The organism is Azoarcus sp. L1K30 (assembly GCF_018122735.1).
GTDB lineage: Bacteria > Pseudomonadota > Gammaproteobacteria > Burkholderiales > Rhodocyclaceae > Parazoarcus.
In genome coordinates this window covers 2,661,876-2,683,060 of record NZ_JAGRRD010000001.1, presented here as the reverse complement: position 1 = coordinate 2,683,060, position 21,185 = coordinate 2,661,876, and the positions used below count along the sequence as shown (strand labels likewise).

General features: G+C 62.0%; 17 protein-coding genes, 1 tRNA gene, 2 pseudogenes and 1 riboswitch. Of the genes and pseudogenes, 9 read left to right on the top strand and 11 right to left on the bottom strand.

The window, feature by feature from the left end:
- Positions 1 to 33: 33 nt before the first annotated feature.
- From J5J83_RS12405 to J5J83_RS12375, 7 genes are all read right to left on the bottom strand, one after another.
- Positions 34 to 426, bottom strand: a complete 393-nt coding sequence (locus J5J83_RS12405; RefSeq protein ID WP_212349544.1) for a rhodanese-like domain-containing protein — start codon at positions 424 to 426, stop codon at positions 34 to 36.
- Positions 427 to 546: 120 nt separating this feature from the next.
- Positions 547 to 1,281, bottom strand: a complete 735-nt coding sequence (locus tag J5J83_RS12400; protein ID WP_212349542.1) for an ABC transporter ATP-binding protein — start codon at positions 1,279 to 1,281, stop codon at positions 547 to 549.
- Positions 1,271 to 2,044 (bottom strand): ABC transporter ATP-binding protein, encoded by a 774-nt coding sequence (locus tag J5J83_RS12395; RefSeq protein WP_212349540.1) that lies wholly within the window; start codon positions 2,042 to 2,044, stop codon positions 1,271 to 1,273. The genes J5J83_RS12400 and J5J83_RS12395 overlap by 11 nt, the downstream gene beginning before the upstream one ends.
- Positions 2,041 to 3,138: an ABC transporter ATP-binding protein gene (locus J5J83_RS12390; protein ID WP_212349538.1), complete on the bottom strand. Its 1,098-nt coding sequence runs from the start codon at positions 3,136 to 3,138 to the stop codon at positions 2,041 to 2,043. Before J5J83_RS12390 ends, J5J83_RS12395 begins: the two co-directional genes overlap by 4 nt.
- 15 nt (positions 3,139 to 3,153) lie before the next feature.
- Positions 3,154 to 4,086, bottom strand: coding sequence for a branched-chain amino acid ABC transporter permease (locus tag J5J83_RS12385; RefSeq protein WP_212349536.1), 933 nt, complete (start codon positions 4,084 to 4,086; stop codon positions 3,154 to 3,156).
- Between the two features lie 134 nt (positions 4,087 to 4,220).
- Positions 4,221 to 5,336, bottom strand: a complete 1,116-nt coding sequence (locus J5J83_RS12380) for a branched-chain amino acid ABC transporter substrate-binding protein (RefSeq protein WP_212349535.1) — start codon at positions 5,334 to 5,336, stop codon at positions 4,221 to 4,223.
- A 510-nt stretch (positions 5,337 to 5,846) separates the two neighbouring features.
- Positions 5,847 to 6,962 carry a branched-chain amino acid ABC transporter substrate-binding protein gene (locus J5J83_RS12375; RefSeq protein WP_212349533.1) on the bottom strand — a complete coding sequence of 372 codons (1,116 nt, stop codon included), beginning with the start codon at positions 6,960 to 6,962 and terminating at the stop codon, positions 5,847 to 5,849.
- Positions 6,963 to 7,070: 108 nt separating this feature from the next.
- Between J5J83_RS12375 and bamE the strand changes: the two genes are divergently transcribed.
- The 4 genes from bamE to metH all read left to right on the top strand — a co-directional run bounded on the left by bamE (position 7,071) and on the right by metH (position 13,744).
- Positions 7,071 to 7,565, top strand: coding sequence for an outer membrane protein assembly factor BamE (bamE, locus tag J5J83_RS12370; RefSeq protein WP_212349531.1), 495 nt, complete (start codon positions 7,071 to 7,073; stop codon positions 7,563 to 7,565).
- 14 nt (positions 7,566 to 7,579) lie between these two features.
- Positions 7,580 to 8,185 (top strand): hypothetical protein, encoded by a 606-nt coding sequence (locus J5J83_RS12365; protein WP_249115974.1) that lies wholly within the window; start codon positions 7,580 to 7,582, stop codon positions 8,183 to 8,185.
- A gap of 150 nt (positions 8,186 to 8,335) precedes the next feature.
- Positions 8,336 to 9,850, top strand: coding sequence for an AAA family ATPase (locus tag J5J83_RS12360; RefSeq protein WP_212349529.1), 1,515 nt, complete (start codon positions 8,336 to 8,338; stop codon positions 9,848 to 9,850).
- A 57-nt stretch (positions 9,851 to 9,907) separates the two neighbouring features.
- A riboswitch (S-adenosyl-L-homocysteine riboswitch) is annotated at positions 9,908 to 9,980 on the top strand.
- 77 nt (positions 9,981 to 10,057) lie between these two features.
- The gene (metH, locus tag J5J83_RS12355) at positions 10,058 to 13,744 is read left to right on the top strand and encodes a methionine synthase (RefSeq protein WP_212349527.1); all 3,687 of its coding nucleotides are present in this window, start codon (positions 10,058 to 10,060) and stop codon (positions 13,742 to 13,744) included.
- 38 nt (positions 13,745 to 13,782) lie between these two features.
- Here the strand turns inward: metH and J5J83_RS12350 are convergent.
- Positions 13,783 to 13,968: pseudogene (locus tag J5J83_RS12350) on the bottom strand (tyrosine-type recombinase/integrase); the annotation flags it as partial.
- A gap of 298 nt (positions 13,969 to 14,266) precedes the next feature.
- Positions 14,267 to 14,443: a tyrosine-type recombinase/integrase gene (locus tag J5J83_RS12345; protein ID WP_212349523.1), complete on the bottom strand. Its 177-nt coding sequence runs from the start codon at positions 14,441 to 14,443 to the stop codon at positions 14,267 to 14,269.
- A gap of 65 nt (positions 14,444 to 14,508) precedes the next feature.
- Here J5J83_RS12345 and J5J83_RS12340 point away from each other — a divergent pair.
- From J5J83_RS12340 to J5J83_RS12320, 5 genes and pseudogenes are all read left to right on the top strand, one after another.
- Positions 14,509 to 15,197 (top strand): annotated as a pseudogene (locus tag J5J83_RS12340) (transposase); the annotation flags it as partial.
- Positions 15,198 to 15,600: 403 nt separating this feature from the next.
- The gene (locus tag J5J83_RS12335; RefSeq protein ID WP_212349521.1) at positions 15,601 to 16,047 is read left to right on the top strand and encodes a hypothetical protein; all 447 of its coding nucleotides are present in this window, start codon (positions 15,601 to 15,603) and stop codon (positions 16,045 to 16,047) included.
- Positions 16,048 to 16,576: 529 nt separating this feature from the next.
- Positions 16,577 to 16,674, top strand: a tRNA-OTHER gene (locus tag J5J83_RS12330).
- A gap of 3 nt (positions 16,675 to 16,677) precedes the next feature.
- Complete coding sequence (locus J5J83_RS12325; protein ID WP_212349519.1) at positions 16,678 to 17,517, top strand: hypothetical protein; 840 nt, start codon at positions 16,678 to 16,680, stop codon at positions 17,515 to 17,517.
- A 124-nt stretch (positions 17,518 to 17,641) separates the two neighbouring features.
- Positions 17,642 to 18,226 (top strand): hypothetical protein, encoded by a 585-nt coding sequence (locus tag J5J83_RS12320; protein ID WP_212349517.1) that lies wholly within the window; start codon positions 17,642 to 17,644, stop codon positions 18,224 to 18,226.
- 268 nt (positions 18,227 to 18,494) lie between these two features.
- Here the strand turns inward: J5J83_RS12320 and J5J83_RS12315 are convergent, their stop codons facing one another.
- Positions 18,495 to 19,580, bottom strand: a complete 1,086-nt coding sequence (locus J5J83_RS12315; protein WP_249115703.1) for an IS110 family transposase — start codon at positions 19,578 to 19,580, stop codon at positions 18,495 to 18,497.
- A gap of 507 nt (positions 19,581 to 20,087) precedes the next feature.
- The gene (locus tag J5J83_RS12310; protein ID WP_212353067.1) at positions 20,088 to 21,104 is read right to left on the bottom strand and encodes an IS110 family transposase; all 1,017 of its coding nucleotides are present in this window, start codon (positions 21,102 to 21,104) and stop codon (positions 20,088 to 20,090) included.
- Positions 21,105 to 21,185 lie beyond the last annotated feature (81 nt).

Here is a 21,185-nt window from a genome sequence, read left to right as displayed (position 1 = left end):
CCGCTCAGGCCGACGTCCGCGCCTGAGGATGTGTCAGCACTGCTGCCAGGGGAGCCCGTCGTAGCGCCAGCCATTCAAGGTGTTGCGATGGTGGTTTTCATCGAGCTCACCTTCGAAACCGTGGCTGACGTTGAAGACCGCGGAGAACCCTGCGGACACGAGTGCTTCACCAGCGGCCTCCGAGCGATTGCCGCTGCGGCAGATCAGGATCACCGGACGTTCGCCGCCGTGTCCGGCGAGCTTGCGCACTTCGCCGACGAAATGCGGGTTGATCTCCCAGTCGGGTCCGTCGTTCCAGGATACATGGATCGCGCCGACCGGATGACCGACGAAGAGGTATTCGATTTCACTGCGTACGTCGATCAGCAAGGCCTGGGGGTCGGCCTGCAACATCGAAAACGCTTCCGTGGGGCTGAGGTGTTTCATTCGCGGCTCTCCTTTAGCGGAGAATTATATTCGGCGATTCGAATGAAGCGCTCGCAAGCTTGGGGGCCGTAAGTGCCCCCGTCTTGCGTGCAGCGCCGCTGCCGGTCCCCGGCTCCTCGTTCAGGCTGCCTCGCCCAGATACGCTGCCCGCACCTTGGGATCGGCGAGCAAGTCGTCACCGCTGCCGGTGAGGGTGATCTTGCCCGACTCCATGACGTAGCCACGCTGTGAGAACTCCAGCGCGAGGTTGGCGTTCTGCTCGACCAGCAAGATGGTCACGCCTTCCTTGGCAACCGATTGCACGACCTCGAAGATCTTTTCCACCACCAGTGGCGCCAGGCCCATGGAGGGTTCGTCGAGCAGCAACAGCTTAGGCCGCGACAGCAGCGCACGGCCGATCGCCACCATCTGCTGTTCGCCGCCAGACAGCGTGCCGGCAACCTGTTCCAGGCGCTCCTTGACCCGCGGCAGCATGGTGTAAACCTTTTCCAGGTCGGCCTCGATACCGTCGCTGTCACTGCGGGTGTAGGCGCCCATGCGCAGGTTCTCTTCCACCGTCAGGCGGGTGAAGATGCCGCGGCCTTCGGGCACCAGCGCGATGCCCTGGCGCAGACGCTTGTGCGCGGGCAGGGCGTTGATCGTGCCGCCGTTGTACATGATGTCGCCGCCCTGCAAGGGCAGGACACCGGCGATGGCATTGAGAGTGGTGGTCTTGCCGGCGCCGTTGGCACCGATCAGGCACACCAGTTCGCCTTTGGCGAGTTCCAGGTCGATGCCTTTCACGGCGTGGATGCCGCCATAGGCAATCTGCAGGTTCTTCAGCTGCAGCAGGGGTGAGGAGGACTCATGCTGCATGCTTGCCGCCTCCCAGGTAGGCATTGATCACGGCTTCGTTCCTTTGTACTTCCGCGGGCACGTCTTCGGCGATCTTGCGCCCGAAGTCGAGCACGGCGACACGGTCGCACAGACCCATCACCAGCTTGACGTCGTGTTCGATCAGCATCACCGTGACGCCGTCGTGGCGGATCTGCTCGATCAGTACCTTGAGCTGTGCGGTTTCGGTTGCGTTCATTCCGGCTGCCGGTTCGTCCAGCGCCAGCAGTTGCGGTTCGGTCGCGAGCGCGCGGGCAATCTCGAGGCGGCGCTGGTCGCCGTAGGAGAGGTTCTTCGACACCGTCTGCGCGAAGCGCTCGATGCCGACGTACTTGAGCATCTCGTAGGCACGTTCGGTGGTCAGACGCTCCTCCTCGCGGGTAAAGCGGTTCTGCGTCAGGATGCCCCACAGACCCGCCTTGGTGCGGATGTGATGGCCGGCCATGACGTTCTCCAGCGCGGTGAGGTCACGGAACAGACGGATGTTCTGGAAAGTCCGGGCAATGCCGCGGCCGACGATCTTGTGCGGCTTGCCAGACGGCAGCTCGCTGCCATTGAACACGAACTCACCCCCATCCGGGATGTAGGCACCGGTCAGCACGTTGAAGAAGGTGGTCTTGCCCGCGCCGTTGGGGCCGATCAGCCCATAGACCTCACCCTTGCGGATGGTCAGCGATACATCGGTCAGGGCCTGCAGACCGCCAAAACGCTTGCCCACGTTGCGGGCTTCAAGGAGGGTAATCATTTGGCCGCGCTCCGGTGCAGGTTCTCGGGGTGGGCGTAGCGCGCGCGCGCCGGAATCAGGCCGGCCGGGCGCAGCAGCATCATCAGGATCATGGCAAGAGAGAGCAGCAGCATGCGAAGCACTTCAGGATCGAGCAGGACATGGCCAAACAGCGTTTGCTGCAGCGGTACCGCGACATCGCGAAGGACTTCCGGGAGCAGGGCGAGGGCGAAGGCGCCGACGATGGCGCCGGCGATGTTGCCCATGCCGCCGAACACCACCATCGTCAGTACCGCGATGGACTCCATCAGCGAGAACGACTCGGGCGAGACGAAACCCTGGAAGGCGCCGAACAGGCAGCCTGCCACGCCGCCGAAGGTCGCGCCCATCGAGAAGGCGAGCAGCTTGAGGTTGCGAGTGTTAATGCCGATCGCCTTGGCGGCCAGTTCGTCATCCCGCATCGCCGCCCATGCGCGGCCGATGCGGGAGATCTGCAGGCGCTGGATGAAGATAATCGAGCCGACGACGCAGGCGAGGAAGAAGTAGTAGTACAGGAAAAGCGAGTTGATCGAGAAATCTTCGGTAACCTGAAGGTTGCGCGCGAGATCCCACCCGAACAGGTTGATCGAATCGAGTCCGTTGATGCCCTGCGGCCCGTTGGTGATGTTGATCGGGTAGTTCAGGTTGTTCATGAAGATACGGATGATCTCGCCAAAACCCAGCGTGACGATGGCGAGATAGTCTCCCCGTAATCGCAACACCGGAAAGCCGAGCATGATGCCGGCCATCCCCGCAAAGGCCGCACCCAGCGGCAGCACCACCCAGAACGGAAGGTGCACGTCGAAGTGCGGCGAGGCAAGAAAGGCAAAGGTGTACGCACCGACTGCATAGAAGGCGATATAGCCGAGGTCGAGCAGGCCGGCAAAGCCCACGACAAGGTTCAGGCCCAGCGCCAGCATCATGTACAGCAGCGCGAAGTCGAGGATGCGCACCCAGCTGCGGCCGAACAGCATGGCCACCATGGGGGCGGCGATGGCGAGGATGATGATCAGCCAGCGCGCGGCCATCGGGTTGCGTTTGCCCAGCCAGGGCACTGCGGAGACGAGTTCGTTCATGTGTTCATGCCTCCCTTACGCCCGATCCGACACGCGTTCGCCGAGCAGTCCGGTGGGTTTGAAGATCAGCACCAGGCCCAGGATGATGAAGGCGAAGATGTCCTGATAGGACGAGTTGAGGAAGCCGAAAGTCATGTGCTCGATGTAGCCGGCGCCGAGCGATTCGACCAGGCCCAGCACGATGCCGCCGAGCATGGCGCCACCAAGGTTGCCGATGCCGCCGAGCACGGCGGCGGTGAAGGCCTTGAGGCCGGGCATGAAACCCATGCCGTAGTGGGCAATGCCGTAGTTGCTCGCGAACATCACGCCCGCCACGGCCGCCAGCGCGGCGCCGATGACGAAGGTGAAGGCGATCACCGCATTGGTATCGACACCCATCAGGCTGGCCACGCGATGGTTCTCGGCGGTGGCCCGCATCGCACGACCGATGCGGGTCTTATTCACCAGCAGGCTCAGGCCGATCATGATCAGCGCCGAGGCGATGATGATGAAGATCTGCACCGGGGTCACGAACACGCCTTCGATCGGCTGCATCGGGGTGGTGGAGATCAGCTGCGGGAAGGTGTGGTAGTTGCGGCCCCAGATGATCATGGCCAGGGTCTGCAACAGGAAGGACATGCCGATGGCAGTGATCAGCGGTGCGAGGCGGGGGGCGTTGCGCAATCGTCGGTACGCCAGGCGTTCCATGGTAAAGCCGATCATCATGCACACCGGAATGGCCACCATCAGCGCAATCGTCAGCATCGCAATCGGCGACATTCCGGGGGCGACGCCCATCAGGAACATCATGGTCTGCAGGGCGGTCAGCGCACCGACCATGAGCACGTCGCCGTGGGCGAAGTTGATCAGGCCGAGAATGCCGTAGACCATCGTGTAGCCCAGTGCGATCAGGGCGTACACGCTGCCGATGACCAGGCCGTTCAGAATTTGCTGGATGAGTGTTTCCATCTTGGTCTTTTTTGGAAAGGGTGAAACGCGAAAAGGGGTAAGGGCTGCAGGACTGGTCGAGCGACGCCGCCGCTGCCTGCCACTGCAGGCCTTACGCCTCGAAGCCGGGAGCTTGCGCCCCCGGAGTGCGGACATTACATGGCGACCCAGGTGCCGTCCTTGAATTGATACAGGGTGATGGCGCCGTCCTTGATGTCGCCCTTCGCATCGAAGGCGACAGTGCCGGTGACGCCCGGCTCAGAGGAGGCCTTGAGTGCTGGCAGGTACTTGGCCGGTTCGACCGAGTCGGCCTTCTGCATCGCGGCGATGATGGCGCTGGCCGCGTCATAGGCGTAGGGCGAGTAGATCTGCACGTCGGCATTGAAGCGCTTCTTGAAGCGATCGCGGAAATCCGCCCCGCCCGGCATCTTCTCCAGCGGCAGACCGGCCATCGAGCAGTAGGCCGAGCCGCTGATCGCCTCGCCTGCGAGCTTGATCATCTCCGGGCTGCAGCCACCGTCGCCGGTGACGAACTTGGCGTTCACGCCGAGTTGCTTGAGCTGGCGCAGCATCGGGCCGCCCTGCGCGTCCATGCCGCCGAAGAAGATCACATCCGGATTGGTGGCGCGGATCTTGGTCAGGATGGCGTTGAAGTCGGTCGCCTTGTCGGTGGTGAACTCGCGGGCCACGATCTGTGCGCCACCGGCCTTGGCCGCCTTCTCCGTTTCGTCAGCCAGACCCTGACCATAGGCGGTGCGGTCGTCGATGATCGCGACCTTCTTCGCGCCCAACGGGCCGACCATGAACTTGCCCAGTGCCGAGCCCTGTTGCACGTCGTTGGCGATGGTGCGGAAGACGCCCTTGTAGCCTTGCTGGGTGAGCTTGGGGTTGGTGGCCGAGGGCGAAATCATCGGAATGCCGCCCTGGTCGTAGATGCGCGAGGCCGGAATCGTGGTGCCCGAGTTCAGGTGGCCGACGACGCCCTTGACGCCGGCATCGACCAGGCGCTGTGCAACCGTGGTGCCGGTGCGGGGGTCGGCCTGGTCGTCTTCGCCGATCAGTTCGAACTTGACCTTCTTGCCGCCGATCATGATGCCCTTGGCGTTGGCTTCCTCCACCGCCAGGCGGGCACCGTTCTCATTGTCCTTGCCGAGGTGGGAGATGGTGCCGGTCAGCGGCGCGACGCTGCCGATTTTCACAACCATTTCCTGGGCGTGGGCGCCCGTGATGCCGAGGCCCATTACCGCGAGTGCAACGATGGTCTTCTTCATTATTGATCCTCCAGCTAAATCAATGGTTAAACGGGGCATTGTGCTAACCGTTCGGCGATCCGGTCCCTTCCGCCGGCTCCGCGCGAATGTATGCTCGTGTCGATGTCGGCCACCCAGTAAACGACCTGAATGCGCCGCAATTTCCACCAAGACCCGCGTATTCTGCACAGAAATGATGCCGACGCACTTTCCGGCAAAAACCTTTTATTGTTGCCGGCATCATGCAGTGCAGCATTTCTACCGATGCGTTTGGGCGTTGGCGCAGGTCTATCGCTTTCGAATTACGGTATTACGTATTTTCGACGAGCCGGATACCGGATCTGCGGATGTCGCATTGCACAATCCATGCCATATTGTGGATAACCCTCATGTGGGGGCGTCGAGACAGTGCACGTGCGCGTCCTGTGCCGGAGGTGAACGCACAACGGAGCGCCGAAGCGCCCCGTTGTAGTCTGCATGCACGGTCCGATGCACTGCTTTCGTGCCCGCGATGCGCGCACGACAGGCGAGTTACTTGAGGGCCTCCCACTTGCCGCCCTCGAAGCGGTACATGCTCACGCCGCCGTCCTTGATGTCGCCGTTCTTGTCGAAGGCGATGTCGCCGGTGACGCCCTTGAACGCGGTTTTCTGCAATGCCGGCAGGTATTTGGCCGGATCGCTAGAGCCGGCCGTCTTCATTGCCTCGATCAGCGCCATGGCGGCGTCGTAGCTGTAGGGGGCATAGAGCTGCACGTCGGCATTGAAGCGCGCCTTGAAGCGCTTCAGGAATTCGGCGCCGCCGGGCATCTGCGCCACCGGAATGCCCGCCTGGCTGCAGTAGACGTTGCTGCTCATGGCGTCGCCCGCGAGCTTGACCATTTCGCTGGTGCACACGCCGTCCCCGCCGAGATACATCGACTGGATGCCAAGCTGGCGCATCTGGCGCAGCATCGGCGCACCCTGGGCGTCCATGCCGCCGTAGAACACGGCGTCAGGCGACTTGCCCTTGATCTTGGTGAGAATGGCCATGAAATCGGTGGCCTTGTCGTTGGTGAACTCGCGTCCGACCACCTCGATGCCGTATTTCTTGGCACTCTCGCCGAAGGCATCGGCGAGGCCCTGACCGTAGGCGGTGCGGTCGTCGATGATGGCGATCTTCTTCGCCTTCAGGTTTTCCGCTGCATAGCGCGCCATCGCTGCGCCCTGCTGCAGGTCGTTGGCGATGACGCGGAAGGTTACCTTGTAACCCTGCTGGGTCAGTTTCGGGCTGGTCGAGGAGGGGGTGATCACCGGCACGCCGGCCTGCTCATACACGCGCGAGGCCGGAATCGACGCGCCCGAGGTGACGTGGCCGACCACCCCCTTGACGTCGCTGTCGGTCAGGCGCTGAGCCACGGTGGTGGCGGTGCGCGGGTCGGCCTGGTCGTCTTCGCTGACCAGTTCGAAGGTGACTTTCTTGCCGCCGATCATGATGCCCTTGGCGTTGGCATCTTCCACTGCAAGGCGGGCGCCGAACTCGCCATCCTTGCCGATGTGGGCGATCGGGCCGGTCAAGGGGCCGGCGTGACCGATCTTGACCACGGTCTGCGCATGCGCTGCACTCAGGCCGAGGCCAGCGAGCGCGAGGACGAGAAGGGTATGCTTCATGTGTATTCTCCGAAGTGTTGCAAACCGTCACGGTCCGACCGTTGCAAAATCGGCCGGGAACCCTGATTCTAGCCCATGCCCAATAGTGGGGCACGGTTGGGGGCCAAAATGAAGCGTCTGTTGTCGATGCTGTGCGCGTTGCTGGCGAGCCTGGGGCTTGCCGCGTGCGATTACCTGAATGTGCGCGATCTCAAGCCCGGGGTGTCGACCGCGGCAGAGGTGCAGGCGCGCTTTGGTCCGCCGCAGCAGGCGTGGCACAACGACGACGGTTCGGTCACCTGGGAGTACTCGCGCCAGCCCGAAGGCGCGGAGTGCTACATGATCACCATCGGGCCCGACCAGATCCTGCGTGAGATCGACCAGCGCATCAACGAACAGACTTTTGCCCGGGTCCAGCGCGGCATGAGTGGCGACGAGGTTCGTCGTCTGCTCGGCAGTCCGGCGTCGAAACAGTATTTCGAGCTCAAGCAGCGCACGGTGTGGGAGTGGCTGAGCGAGCGTGGCACGCTGATCACCGACGCGAACTATTTCACCGTGTCCTTCGATACCGAGGGCCGTGTGGCGGAAACCGGCCGCTATACGAAACAGACGAGGCCAAAATGAAACCGACTGCGTGCATGCATCCACGGCGCCTGCTTCGCCATGCGCTGTGTGCCCTTACCCTTGCCGTCATGTTGCCGCTGACGGGCTGCGCGACCTTCGAGCCGTCGCGCCCCTATGCGTATACGACCGAGGCGGAAGTCATCGCCGCCCGCGGCGAGCCGACCCGGCGCTGGCACAACGACGACACCACCACCACGCTCGAGTACGCCACGCAGCCCGACGGCGACACCTGCCTGATGGTGCAGATCGACGCCGGCGGCATCGTGCTGCGGCAGTGGGATGCGCTGGACGACGAGAACCTGGCCCGCGTGCGCAAGGGCATGAGCCGCGACGAAGTCGCGCGCCTGCTGGGCGAGCACCGCGCCGAGCAGACCTTCACCCAGTCCGGCGAAGTCGTGTGGGACTGGAACGTGCGGTCCTACGGCGGCCAGGCCGGCACGCTATTCAATGTGCATTTCATCGACGGCAAGGTGGTGCGGACCAGCCGGACGCAGCTCTATGCGCGCGATCCGCGCGCCTATCCGCCCTGGGCGGATCCCTTCGGCTATCCCTTCGATCCCTTCTACGATCCGTACTGGCCGCGGCAAAGGGTGATCGTGCTACCGCGACCAAGGCGCTGAGAGGCGGTTTTCGGCAGACCTTGCCGGTGGGGCGGTGGATCGGGATGGGGCTATCCGCAGGTATGCCGGTAGAATCGGGATTTTTCCGCCCCTGCCGCAGTCATGCCAGATTTCCGCGAAATTTCCGCCCTTGTCCGCTCGAGAATGCCGATGCTGTGCATCGAGACGGTGGAGGAGCCCAAAGCGCTGCGCCTGATGCAGCGGCTCGCCCGCGAAGACAACCATGCGCTGCACTTCTGGAGCGTTGCCGATGGTCTGGTGCAGCAGAATTTTCGCTACGGAAGCGGGCGGGCCGACGGATTTGCCCTGTTTCCCACGGTGGGCGACGCGCCGGGCATGGTGGGGCGGAACGACGAGACTCAGCGCGCGGTCGACGGCACGAACACGCTCGAATCCGCGCTGAAGTACATCGACAAGCGGGCCGAAAAGGGGCTGTACGTGCTGCTCGACCCACAACCCTTTCTCGAAGACCCGGTCGTCACGCGACTGTTGCGCGAGATCGTTCTCGACCACCAGCAAGCCGGCCGCACGCTCGTGCTCGTGGCGCCTCAGCTGTCGTTGCCCGCGGTGCTCGCGCGCCATTCGGTGCGAGTGGATCTGCGCATTCCGGACCTGGCACGGGTGCGTGAATTGCTCAAGAGCGAACTCGACTTGCACCTGAAGTCGACCGGTGAGCGCGCCAAGGGCGACCTGGGCACGGTCAATGCGCTGTTGAGCCAGCTTGTTGGCCTGCCCGAAGAGGACGTACGCCGCCTGCTGCGCAGCGCGATTTGCGACGACGGACTGATCACAGCGGAAGATCTTGCCCGAGTGGTGCGCTACAAGCAGGACATGCTGGGTGCCAGTGCGCTGCAGATCGAGCTGAGTACGATGGGGCCGGACGATGTCGGTGGGCTGGCCCGACTCAAGCGCTGGCTCACGACGCGACGTCCGGTATTTACCGGCGAGCGCAACATGCCCGGCCTGCCCTTGCCCAAGGGCGTCATGTTGCTCGGTGCGCAGGGGGCCGGAAAAAGCCTTGCCGCCAAGGTGGTGGCAGGTTCGTGGCGCGTGCCCTTGCTGCGGCTCGATGTCGGCGGGCTGTATGACAAGTTTACCGGTGAGACCGAGCGCAAGCTGCGCGAAGCCTTGCGCACCGCCGAGGCGCTGGCGCCGGCCGTGCTGTGGATAGACGAGATTGAAAAGGCGCTGGCGTTGGGCAGCAGCGAGAGCGACGGCGGGGTGTCGCGCCGTCTGCTGGGCAGTCTCCTGACCTGGATGAGCGAGCAGCAGGCTCGCATCTTCATCGTTGCCACGGCCAACGATGTGTCGGCGCTCCCCCCGGAGCTGCTGCGCAAGGGGCGCTTCGACGAGATCTTTTTCGTCGATCTGCCGACGGCAGCCGTGCGCAGCGAGATTCTCGCGATTCACCTGCGCCGCCGGCAGCTCGATCCGGCCGCTTTCGATCTCGATGCACTCGCGGCCGCCACTTCTGATTACTCCGGTGCCGAGCTCGAGCAACTGGTGGTGGCCGGGCTGTACGAATGTCTGGCCGATGGCGCCGCGCTCGACACCGCGCGCTTGTTGCGCGAGGCAGCCAGCACCCGGCCACTGGCCCATGTCATGGCCGAGAAGGTTGCCGCCTTGCGCGACTGGGCTGCCGAGCGTTGCGTGCCGGCAGACTGAGCGACTCGATGGCGCAGGGCCTCGACAGCTGCGACGAAAACCCCGTAAAATCCGCCCCTTGCCAAGGAGCGTTGCGACCCGGAATGTAGCCGGGCCAGGCTTGGCAACTGAACAACGGCGCTCGCAAACCAATCAGCCGGGTTTGCCGCGCCGTTTTGTTTTGGCCGTGCTACCCGCTGTGCATTAACAGCAGATCGAGGTAGAACCATGCAAGCCGACCGTTCCGACGAAATTCGCCAGCACCTTGCCCAACGCATCCTGATCCTGGATGGCGCCATGGGCACCATGATCCAGCAATACAAGCTGGGCGAGGCGGACTACCGCGGCACGCGCTTCCTCGATCATCCGCGCGACCTCAAGGGCAATAACGACCTGCTGGTGCTCACCCGCCCGGACGTGGTCAGGGAGATCCACCGCGCCTATCTCGATGCCGGCGCCGACATCATCGAGACCTGCTCCTTCAACGCCACCAAGGTGTCGCAGGCGGAATACGGCCTTGCCGACCTGGCCTACGAGATCAACGTCGCCAGCGCCCGCCTGGTGCGCGAACTGTGCGATGAATTCACCGCGAAGAATCCGGCCAAGCCGCGCTACTGTGCCGGCGTGCTGGGGCCGACCTCGCGCACGCTGTCGATCTCGCCCGACGTCAACGACCCCGGCTACCGCAACATCAGCTTCGATGCGCTGGTCGACGACTACTACGACGCCGCGCGGGGGCAGATGGAAGGCGGTGCCGACCTGCTGCTGATCGAAACCATCTTCGATACCCTCAACGCCAAGGCCGCGGTGTTTGCCATCGAGAAGCTGTTCGACGACCTTGGCCGCCGTCTGCCGGTGATGATCTCCGGCACCATCACCGACGCCTCCGGCCGCACGCTGTCTGGCCAGACTGCCGAGGCGTTCTGGAACTCGCTCGCCCACGCGCAGCCGATCTCCTTCGGCCTGAACTGCGCGCTCGGCGCCAAGGAGTTGCGCGCCTACGTGGACGAGCTGTCCGGCGTGTGCGACACCTTTGTCTCCGCCCACCCCAACGCCGGCCTGCCCAACCCGCTGGCGCCCACCGGCTATGACGAAACCCCCGAGCAGCTCGCCACCGCGGTGGTCGAGTGGGCACGGTCGGGGCTGGTGAACATCCTCGGCGGCTGCTGCGGCACCACGCCCGCGCACATCGCCGCCATCGCCCAGGCGGTGGCCGGGCTGGCGCCGCGCGTCGTGCCCGAGATCGAAAAGAAGATGCGCCTGTCGGGCCTCGAACCCTTCAATGTCGGCGCCGGCAGCCTGTTCGTGAACGTCGGTGAGCGCACCAATGTCACCGGCTCCAAGGCCTTCGCCCGCATGATCCTCGAAGGCCGCTTCGACGACGCGCTCGCGGTGGCGCGGCAGCAGGTGGAGAACGGCGCGCAGATCATCGACATCAACATGGACGAAGCCATGCTCGATTCGATGGCCGCCATGGAGCGCTTTCTCAAGCTCATCGCCACCGAGCCCGACATTTCGCGCGTGCCCATCATGCTCGACTCGTCCAAGTGGGACGTGATTGAAGCCGGCCTGAAGTGCATCCAGGGCAAGGGCGTGGTCAACTCCATCTCGATGAAGGAGGGCGAGGAGCGCTTCCTGCATCAGGCCAAACTGGCCCGCCGCTACGGCGCAGCGGTGATCGTGATGGCCTTCGACGAGAAGGGCCAGGCCGACACCTACGCGCGCAAGATCGAGATCTGCGAACGCGCCTACAAGCTGCTCACGGGTATCGGCTTCCCGCCCGAAGACATCGTCTTCGATCCCAATATCTTCGCCATCGCCACCGGCATCGAAGAGCACGACAACTACGCCGTCGACTTCATCAACAGCGTGGCCTGGATCAAGCAGCACCTGCCGCACGCCAAGACCTCGGGCGGCGTTTCCAACGTGTCCTTCTCCTTCCGTGGCAACGACCCGGTGCGCGAGGCCATCCACACCGTCTTCCTGTATCACGCGGTCAAGGCCGGCCTGACCATGGGTATCGTCAACGCCGGCATGCTCGGCGTGTACGACGACCTCGACCCCGCGCTGCGCGAAACGGTCGAGGACGTGGTACTCAACCGCAAACCGGGGGCGGGCGAGGCGCTGGTCGAGATCGCGCAGTCGGTCAAGGGCCAGGTCAAGGACAAGGGGCCGGACCTCGCCTGGCGCGAGTGGGATGTGGAAAAGCGCCTGTCGCACGCGCTGGTCAAGGGCATCACCGAATTCGTCGTGGCCGACACCGAAGAAGTGCGCGCCAAGCTCGAAGCCGCGGGCAAGCCGCCGCTGGCCGTGATCGAAGGCCCGCTGATGGCCGGTATGGACGTGGTTGGCGACCTCTTCGGCGCGGGCAAGATGTTCCTGCCGCAGGTGGTGAAGTCCGCCCGCGTCATGAAGCAGGCCGTCGCCCACCTCATCCCCTACATCGAAGCGGAAAAGCTGCGCACCGGCTCCACCAGCAAGGGCCGCATCGTCATCGCCACGGTGAAGGGCGATGTGCACGACATCGGCAAGAACATCGTTGGCGTGGTGCTCGGCTGCAACGGCTATGAAGTGATCGACCTCGGGGTGATGGTGCCGACCGACAAGATCCTCAACGCTGCGCGCGAACATGGCGCCCAGGCCATCGGCCTGTCGGGCCTGATCACGCCGTCGCTGGAAGAGATGAGCCACGTCGCCGCCGAGATGCAGCGCCAGGGCTTCGAGGTGCCGCTGCTCATCGGCGGCGCCACCACCAGCCGCGCGCACACCGCGATCAAGATCGCGCCGCATTACGGTCAACCGGTGGTCTATGTGCCCGACGCCTCGCGCGCGGTCGGCGTGGTCACCGCGCTGCTGTCAGAGGGCGGCGCGGCCGAGTTCAAATCCCAGCTCGCCGCCGACTACGACAAGCTGCGTGCCCAGCACGCCAACAAGAAGGGCGTGCAACTGGTGAGCCTCGAGGCCGCGCGCGCCAACGCCTTCAACCCGCTGGCCGACGCCGCCTACGTGCCGGCCGAGCCCAACACCCTGGGCGTGGTGGCGCTCGAGGTCGATCTGGCCGAACTGCGCGACTACATCGACTGGGCCCCCTTCTTCCAGACCTGGGACCTCGCCGGCAGCTTCCCGAAGATCCTCGACGACGAGATCGTCGGCGAAACCGCGCGCGAGGTGTTTGCCGATGGCCAGGCCATGCTGGAAGACATCATCGCCGGGCAGTGGGTGCAGGCGCGCGCCGTGTTCGGCCTTTTCCCCGCCAACACCGTGGGCGACGACATCGAGTTCTATGCGGACGAATCCCGCGACGCACCGATGATGACCTGGTTCGGCCTGCGCCAGCAGCACGAGCGCCCCGCGGGCAAGCCGCACTGGTGCCTGGCCGACTTCGTCGCCCCCAAGGCCAGCGGCGTGCGCGACTGGTGCGGCGCCTTCGCCGTCACGGCCGGGCTGGGCATCGAGCACAAGCTCGCCGAGTTCGAAGCCGCCCACGACGACTACCACGCCATCATGCTCAAGAGCCTGGCCGACCGCCTCGCCGAAGCCACCGCCGAATGGCTGCACGAGCGCGTGCGCAAAGAATACTGGGGCTACGCGCCCGACGAGTCGCTGGACAACGCCGCGCTGGTCAAGGAGCAATACCGCGGCATCCGCCCCGCACCCGGCTACCCCGCGTGCCCGGACCACACCGTCAAGGCCGCCATCTTCCAGCTATTGGATGTGCCCGCGAACACCGGCATGGGCCTCACCGAATCCATGGCCATGACCCCCGCCGCAGCCGTATCCGGCTTCTACTTCGCCCACCCCGAAAGCCACTACTTCGCGATCAGCAAGATCGGCTCCGACCAGGTGGCGGACTGGGCAAAGCGCACCGGCATGAGCCTGACGGAAGCGGAGCGCTGGCTGGCACCGCTGCTTTGAAGAGAGATGGCGTATCCAGGCTTGATGCGCCGTCAGTACTAAGGCGGGGCGTAGCTTGCCCCACGCCCGCCCTTGTTCAGCACATGGGTGTAGATCATCGTGGTCGAAACGTCGGCGTGGCCGAGCAGCTCCTGCACTGTGCGGATGTCGTAGCCGCTTTCGAGCAGATGGGTGGCAAACGAATGCGGAAGCGTGTGTGCGCTGACCGGTTTGGTTACTAACGCGGCAATCAATTAGATGGCGAAAGGTGGACTTCAGCATGGTCGCTCCCTCCCCTTGTATATTCAGGGAAAGGGAAGAGACCTGCTAATCAGGTTCGGGTGGGCAGTTTTTTGCTCCCTCCCCTTCAAGGGGAGGGCTGGGGTGGGGATGGGTTTCGTTGGCGGCCCTTGAAACCCATCCCCCCCTCCCGACCTCCAGGAGTCTCTTCCTGCCCATTCCGTAAATATACAAGGGGGAGGAGCGCCCATTAGACTGTAATCACTGCTTGCGATAGTGTGCCATCAAGAGCACAGCGATACGCTAACCACCTTTGCCCTCGCGAATCGTGATTTCGTTACGGTCAAAGTCGACATCCTTTACCCGCAGGCGAAGCGCCTCCATCAGAGGCATCCCGGTACCGTAGAGCAAGCGCGCCAGGTCGCTTTCGGTGTCCTCCATCACCGACAGCAAGCGCGTCACCTTGACACGCGGCAGCATGACCGGAACGCGTTCGCGCTGCTTCGGACGGACAATCTCCTTCAGTGTCAGTGGTAATCCAATAATCCCCACTCGCCGCCCGCCACCCACGCTGGCTCTTCGATGCCTTGTTCCGCTGTGTATCAGCGACTCTGCTCGAACTGGCGAGCAATCCCCGCTGGCTCGGGGCCACGCTAGCCTTCAGCCTGGTGCTGCACACCTGGACGCAGGAACTGCACACGCATCTGCATGTGCACGCGCTCGTTGCCTGCGGCGGACTCGATGATGAGGGGCAGTGGCACGCGCCGGGTCGTGGCAAAGGCTTCCTGTTTCCGGTGCAGGTCGCTTCGCGGGTGTTTCGCGCCAAGTTTCTTGATGCGCTCGACCAGGCGCGGCGCAGCGCCCGGATTCCGGCTGATCCACAAGCCGAGCCCCCTGCATGGCAGGCCCGCCGCCGCGCGTTGCTTGCGCATGACTGGGTGGTCTATGCCAAACCACCGCCGGGCGGGCCGGCCCAGGTGCTCGACTACCTGGCGCGCTACACGCATCGGGTGGCAATCTCGAACGAGCGCATCCTCGGCTGCGATCACGAACAGACGCGAATCCGGGCCCGGGATAACCGCAGCGGTCGCACCTCGCGGCCGCGCGTGCGGCCCTGGAGATGCCCGAGCCGCAACCGACAGCAATTGAAGCGGCCGAAGCCTTCTTCGCCCGCGTCGGTGGTCACGACCCGTGCCGCTGTGCGCACTGTGAGCACGGGCACTGGCGCACCATTGCCACGTTGGCGCCGACGCCCCGCTGTCGCGACGGGCCATGATGAAGCCGATCAAGTTCGACGCAACCACTGCTAACGGCGACCGTGCTCGATCGCCCGAGATCCCGTGCGCGCAACCTCTGGACCTAGCGATGAGATACATCAAGAACAGCGCTGTTCGGCATGCAATTCGATGGGTGTCTGCCACCCACGAAAGGCCCCGCCGCCCATCGACACCCTCGGACTGCAATCATCGTGATTCACGCTACCCACTGCGCATGAGCCGGGCGTAGAATCCCCAGTGTCACCGTCCTGCCGGCGGTTCAGTCCAACAAGGTTTATCCCTCGCGACATGCACATCGATTCCGAATACGCTTGCGTGCCGCGTGGGATAAACCCTATTCGTTAGCCATTAGGAGAATCCATGTTCACTGGTGAAGGCAGGAAGGCATTCCTTGAGTTTTTGAGAAACCTAACACCACAGATTGTGTTTCTCACGCTGGCTCTCATTTGGGGAACCAAGCTTGACCTAACGAAATTTGATTTAAGCTTTTCTGGCATATGGAACATGCTTCCTTTTGCGATGTGTCTGTTTGTGTTTTTTGGGGCTGCCATCGCAAATTTGGGAATTTTTGTCGATGCATCAATCACATCAACCCCAGCCTTGGATGAGAAGAAGAAAGAGATCAAAGCATCAAGCGCGAAGGCCTTGAAAAAAACATGGCTATTGATCTGTGCTGCGTGGAAGCACAATAAGGTTTCAGTCTTAAATTTGTTTCTGGTCATGGCCATTTGTGAAATAGCTTTGGTTGCTGTATTCATAATTGCTATTCAAGGCGCAATTTCTAGCCCCTTTGTCCGCCATGGCTAACAATTCCGTCGAGAGGGACTGCCCAAAGCTGCGCTTTGGGTCCCCTCCGCCTGCGGCTCCGCCTGAAAATCAGTCCGCACAGGTATGAACCATGGGTATCGAGTACAAAATTAAGTTTGATGTTCCGCAGGGGTTCAATCCGTCGGCCTTGTTTGCGAAACTACCAAGCCCAATTCATAGGGCAACAATGTCAGAAATCTATAACTACAAGATTGAAGACAATGGGTTCTACTTTGTTGATCACCTCGTCGACTAAGAGGTTGCGTCTGTTGCACTCCGCAGGTTCATCGATGAAGCTCTAAAGCACACACCTACCGTGGAGATTTATGAGCCATAGTTTCTTGCCTGCTAGCTACACAATCGCTCTCAGTACTCAAAGCTTGCGCATGCATGCTGCAAGTACGGATCGCCAAAATGAAACAGCCGTCTAACCTTACAGTCGAGAGGGACAGCCAACAAGCTGCGCTTGTTGGTTCCCTCCGCGCTACGCGCTCCGGCTGCCCCTCACATCCACGTTAGCCAGCACAATGCACCTGTCGTCTCATGGGTAAGACGTTCCCCTTCATGAGGGCCTCGTGGCCCTTCTAAGAGGGAAAGACGCAAGTTCGAATCTTGCCTGGTGCACCAATTATGAAGAAGACACTCGCTCGCATTCAGTTCAAGAAGCACTTCGGTCAGGCGAATCACCACCTGATCACATCGCTCGTCGCACTGCACACGCTTGAGAAGAGCAGCGTCATTCAGGCGCCGGGGGTGTTGCGCACGGCTTGGACTCCGAAGGATAAGAATGCGTCGGTGATGCGAAGTCGGATCTTCGTATTGCAATCGTTTCTGGGCTGGGCAGTCGATTCGATCGATATGTATCTCGGCCTCCTTAACCGGAAGCCGAACTATCTGCAGGATATATCACTTTCGTCCAAGCTGGATGGCGCGGGTCGATCAGTACTTAAGAAAGTAACTATCTACTCCGATCACTACAAGATCAATGAGATAACACACGCACTCATTGATGTATTGATAACTTGGCGCAACAATGTATTTCACGAGCTTGCCGACAATAAGCTGCGGCCAGATAGCCGCAAAACTCTTGTCAACAAAGCCAGTGACATCGCCGAGACGTACAGAGGGCTTGAAGTGAGCGGGCTTGCCGAAAAAGCCGAGAAAGGCGATTCACTAACCTTTAAGGAAACGGCGTCATTGATCAATGCAGCCCATCACTTCGTACAGGAGTTGGACGAGAAGATCCTCGCCGTAATTGACCCCATGAAATTCTGCAAAGAAGCGATTCAAGACGCGCTTGACGAGAAGGATCAAGCCACGGGATTTGCCGCCAAGTATTTCGGCCTCACTACGGAACAGAGGTTCCGCTTCCTTCGCAACTGGCTAATGAATGAGTATGGTTATGCGGAGCCGACCGAAACAATACTTGACGAGTGCTCTCAGATGAAGCGGAACACAAGTGCTGTCTAACCATTCCGTCGAGAGGGACCGCCCACAAGCTGCGCTTGTGGGTTCCCTTCGCGGCTTCGCCGCTGCGGTGGCCCCTCACGTCAAACGTTAGGCCTGACGATTTGTCAGTGCCAAGATAGGAACCATGGATATATCTAGTCTCTTTATCGGCATTGTGATTGGCATCATTGGTGCCTTTGGAGCCGGCTTATTTAAGAAAGCCGGCGAAGATTTTTACTCATGGCTCAAGGCCAAGATAAACCCAAAGTCTACTATTGCAGTTGCACCCCAGGTTGTCGTACATCTTCACGATGATCGTGGTAGTGCTCAACACGAGTCTGCGCCTCCTCTTCAATTGGCTCCTGTTGCAATAGAAAGCTTGAGCCAATTAAGCTTTGACGACATCGAAAAAGCGATAGATAGCGCTCCACCTATGCAGCGCGAACAAGTCGCGAATAGCTACGTGGGATTAAAGGTTGAGTGGGACTCCTATCTTAGGTCCGCAGATAAACGAGATAACGGAGAGGTTTTTCTTCGACTCGCTATCGACAAAGACTACAAAGGGCGATCCGTACTTTGCAAAGTTAAGTTGGATGAATATCGTGTGTTGGGAATATTGCCAAAGGGCACACACATCCGTGTTGAAGGCGAAATTACTATGGCAAATTTCTCCGACGTGGAGCTTTCCAATGTCCGACTACAAATTTTGTCCAATGCAACTGCTGCCTAACCCATCGTATATGGACTCCACCGTAAATCAAGGCTGATCGTATTTTTGGCTCTTCGGGGAGAATCACCTGCAGTCGTATATCCGGCATCTCGTGTGGGTTCTGAATGTCCCGTGCCGACATGGAATCTGCTCGCGAAGCGCCAATCGTTACAAGCGGCTGCTGGAGAGCCGGAAGAGTTATCGGCGTTGTATCGCGTGGGTGTGGCCCGGTTTGCCATGATGAGCGATCAGTCTCGGCGCAACGGTGAGGAGATAGGGTGTGAATCGATCAGGAGGCGATGGCGAAAGCGGTGCGTTCGAGCTTCTTGTTCGGACGCAGCGGCGGATTGCCGTAGGCGGTGCGGTCGCGCAGTACGGCATGGCAGATGCGGGCAAGCTTGTTTGCCAGCGCGCAGGCGGCCTTGTTGTGGTTGGTGCGTTGCTGCACGTCGGTCGCCCAGGCGCGCAATCCATCGAGCGGCCGGCTCGCGTTTCGAGCCAGCGCTGCGGCTCGCAGCACGGCCCGGGCGCCATGGGTAAGCAACATCCTCAGATAGCGGTCTCCCCGTTTCGAGATCCTGCCGAGCTTTCGGGTACTTCCCGACGAGTATTCCTTGGGGGTAAGCCCGAACCAGCTTGCGAAATGGCGGGCATCCTTGAAGTGCGTCACGTCACCGCCGGTAGCCGCCACCATTGCCGTCGCGGTCAACAGGCCGATGCCCGGCACCGACATCAATTGCGTGCACGCGGCACTATGCCTCGCCAGTTCGGTGAATTCCCGCTCCAGCTGTGCGATGCGTTGTTCGAGCAGACGGATCTCCTCGATGAGCAGCCGCATCGATTCGCGGATCAGCGCGGGCACCGGCGAGCGTGGATCGGCCAATACGCGACTCATCGCCTCGACGCCGGTGCGTGCGCCTTGCGGGATGCTCAAGCCGAACTCCCGGCAGAAGCCACGAAGTGCATTGATGCGCGAAGTACGGGTACTCATCCACAGCGACCGAATCCGATGCAGGCCCTGCAGCGCTTGCTGTTCGACGGTCTTCACGCGCACCGGCTCGATGTCGGCCGCACGGGCCGCTTCGAGCAAAGCGCGGGCGTCGGCGGCATCGGTCTTGTTGCGCCGGACATAGGCGCGGATATAGGCCGCGGGCAGCAATCGTACCTCGATACCAAGCGAATTGAGCCAGCGTGCCCAGTGATGCGCCGAACCGCAGGCCTCCATGATGACGAGCGAGATGTTCCGATTGGCAAACCAGCGCTCGAACTGGGTTCGGGTGAGCCGGTGACTTTCGATCACACGCCAGGACGAATCGGCGACGGCGAGTTGAAAGACGCTCTTGGCCAGGTCGACGGCAACGGTAGTAGCATGCATGACGGACTCCTCCTTCTGAAGACCGATCCCCATCCCCATGAGCACCGGTGGCGCCAATTGAGCGCCGAAAAGGAGGGGGAGTCCATCCCATCAGTCAAGGTCGCTCCCTTCGGTCGCTGGACGCTGCGCGATAAAGCTCCGCGCAGCGCCCCTTACCTTCGACTACAAGGGCTTCTCCACCTGTCAAGCAATAGTATTCCCCGGCCCGCGTAGCGGGCATTGATTCTCGCTCTTCGACACCACGGCACCCGGGCAGGCAGCTAAGCGATCAGGAACAACAAGATGCGGACTGGCCAAACTACAAACGGTCATCGTTACAGCCGTCGATTGGCTGCGGACCCTGATGAAGGACGCACGCGGGGGACCCATTCGTTAGCCGGCACACATGCGGCCGCCCTTGAGTTAATCGGTCACTCCCCGCGCAGGTCCGAACCTGTTGTCATCAACGCTTGTCGTCACGCGGCGGTCAAATCGATTCGTTCTGGTCGGTTGGTAAGCGGCAATGTTTCAAGCTGGCAGTGCAAAGGCTTCGCCTCGTCGCAATACCGCCCAGGCCATACGCGCGTTCTTCGCGGCGATGGCTACGACGGCCTTCCAATAGCCTCGCCGTTGCTGCACCGCCAGTGCCCATCGACTCAGACTGTCAGTCTTGTTACGGGCTGCTGCCAGCACGGCTCGTGCGCCCATGACAAGCAGGCTGCGCAGGTACGCATCGCCCGCCTTGGTGATGCGTCCGAGCCGTGCCTTGCCGCCAGAGCTGTACTGACCGGGCACCAAACCGAGCCAGGCGGCGAACTGGCGGCCGCAGTCGAAGTCGTGACCGTTGCCGATCATGGCGACCAGACACGTTGCGGTGGTCTCGCCCACACCGCTCAGCCGGGTCAGGCGCTGGGCGCGGATGTCTTGCCGGGCAATCTGGCGGATGTGTCGGTCATATTGTGCGATACGGTCATCGAGGCGATCGACTTCGCCGAGCAAATCCCCTATGACCGTGTTGGCCCAGCCGGGCAACTCTTCCAGGCACAGGGCGGCACGGCGGCGGACGGTGGCCGCCTTGAGCGGCAGCACGATACCCAACTCGGCCAGCAGGCCACGGATGCGGTTGATTGTGGCCGTGCGCTGCTCGACGAACCCTTGGCGGGCGCGGTGCACCATCAGTTGGGATTGTTGATCGAGCGTCTTGATCGGCACAAAGCGCATGTGTGGCCGTTGCACGGCCTCACAGATCGCCGCCGCATCGGCCGCGTCGTTCTTGCTGCGCCGTCCGCTCATCCGGTAAGGCGTGACAAACTTCGGCGCAACCAAGCGCACCGTGTGCCCTGCAGCCTGAAACAACCGGGCCCAATGATGGGCGCCCGAACATGCTTCCATGCCGATCACGCACGGCGGCAGCGTCGCGATGAGTTCGTGCAATTTTTCGCGCGGCACGGCCGGGCGCACGAGTTCGGCACGGCCGCCTTCATTCACTCCATGCACAGCAAATACACTCTTGGCGAGATCGATCCCAACGGTCAGAATGTTCATGGACTTCCCCTTTCGGACAGATTGATGAGACTTCGCACTTCCCATCGTGGCACTTTCGTGCCAGTTGCCGCAATGCGGTCA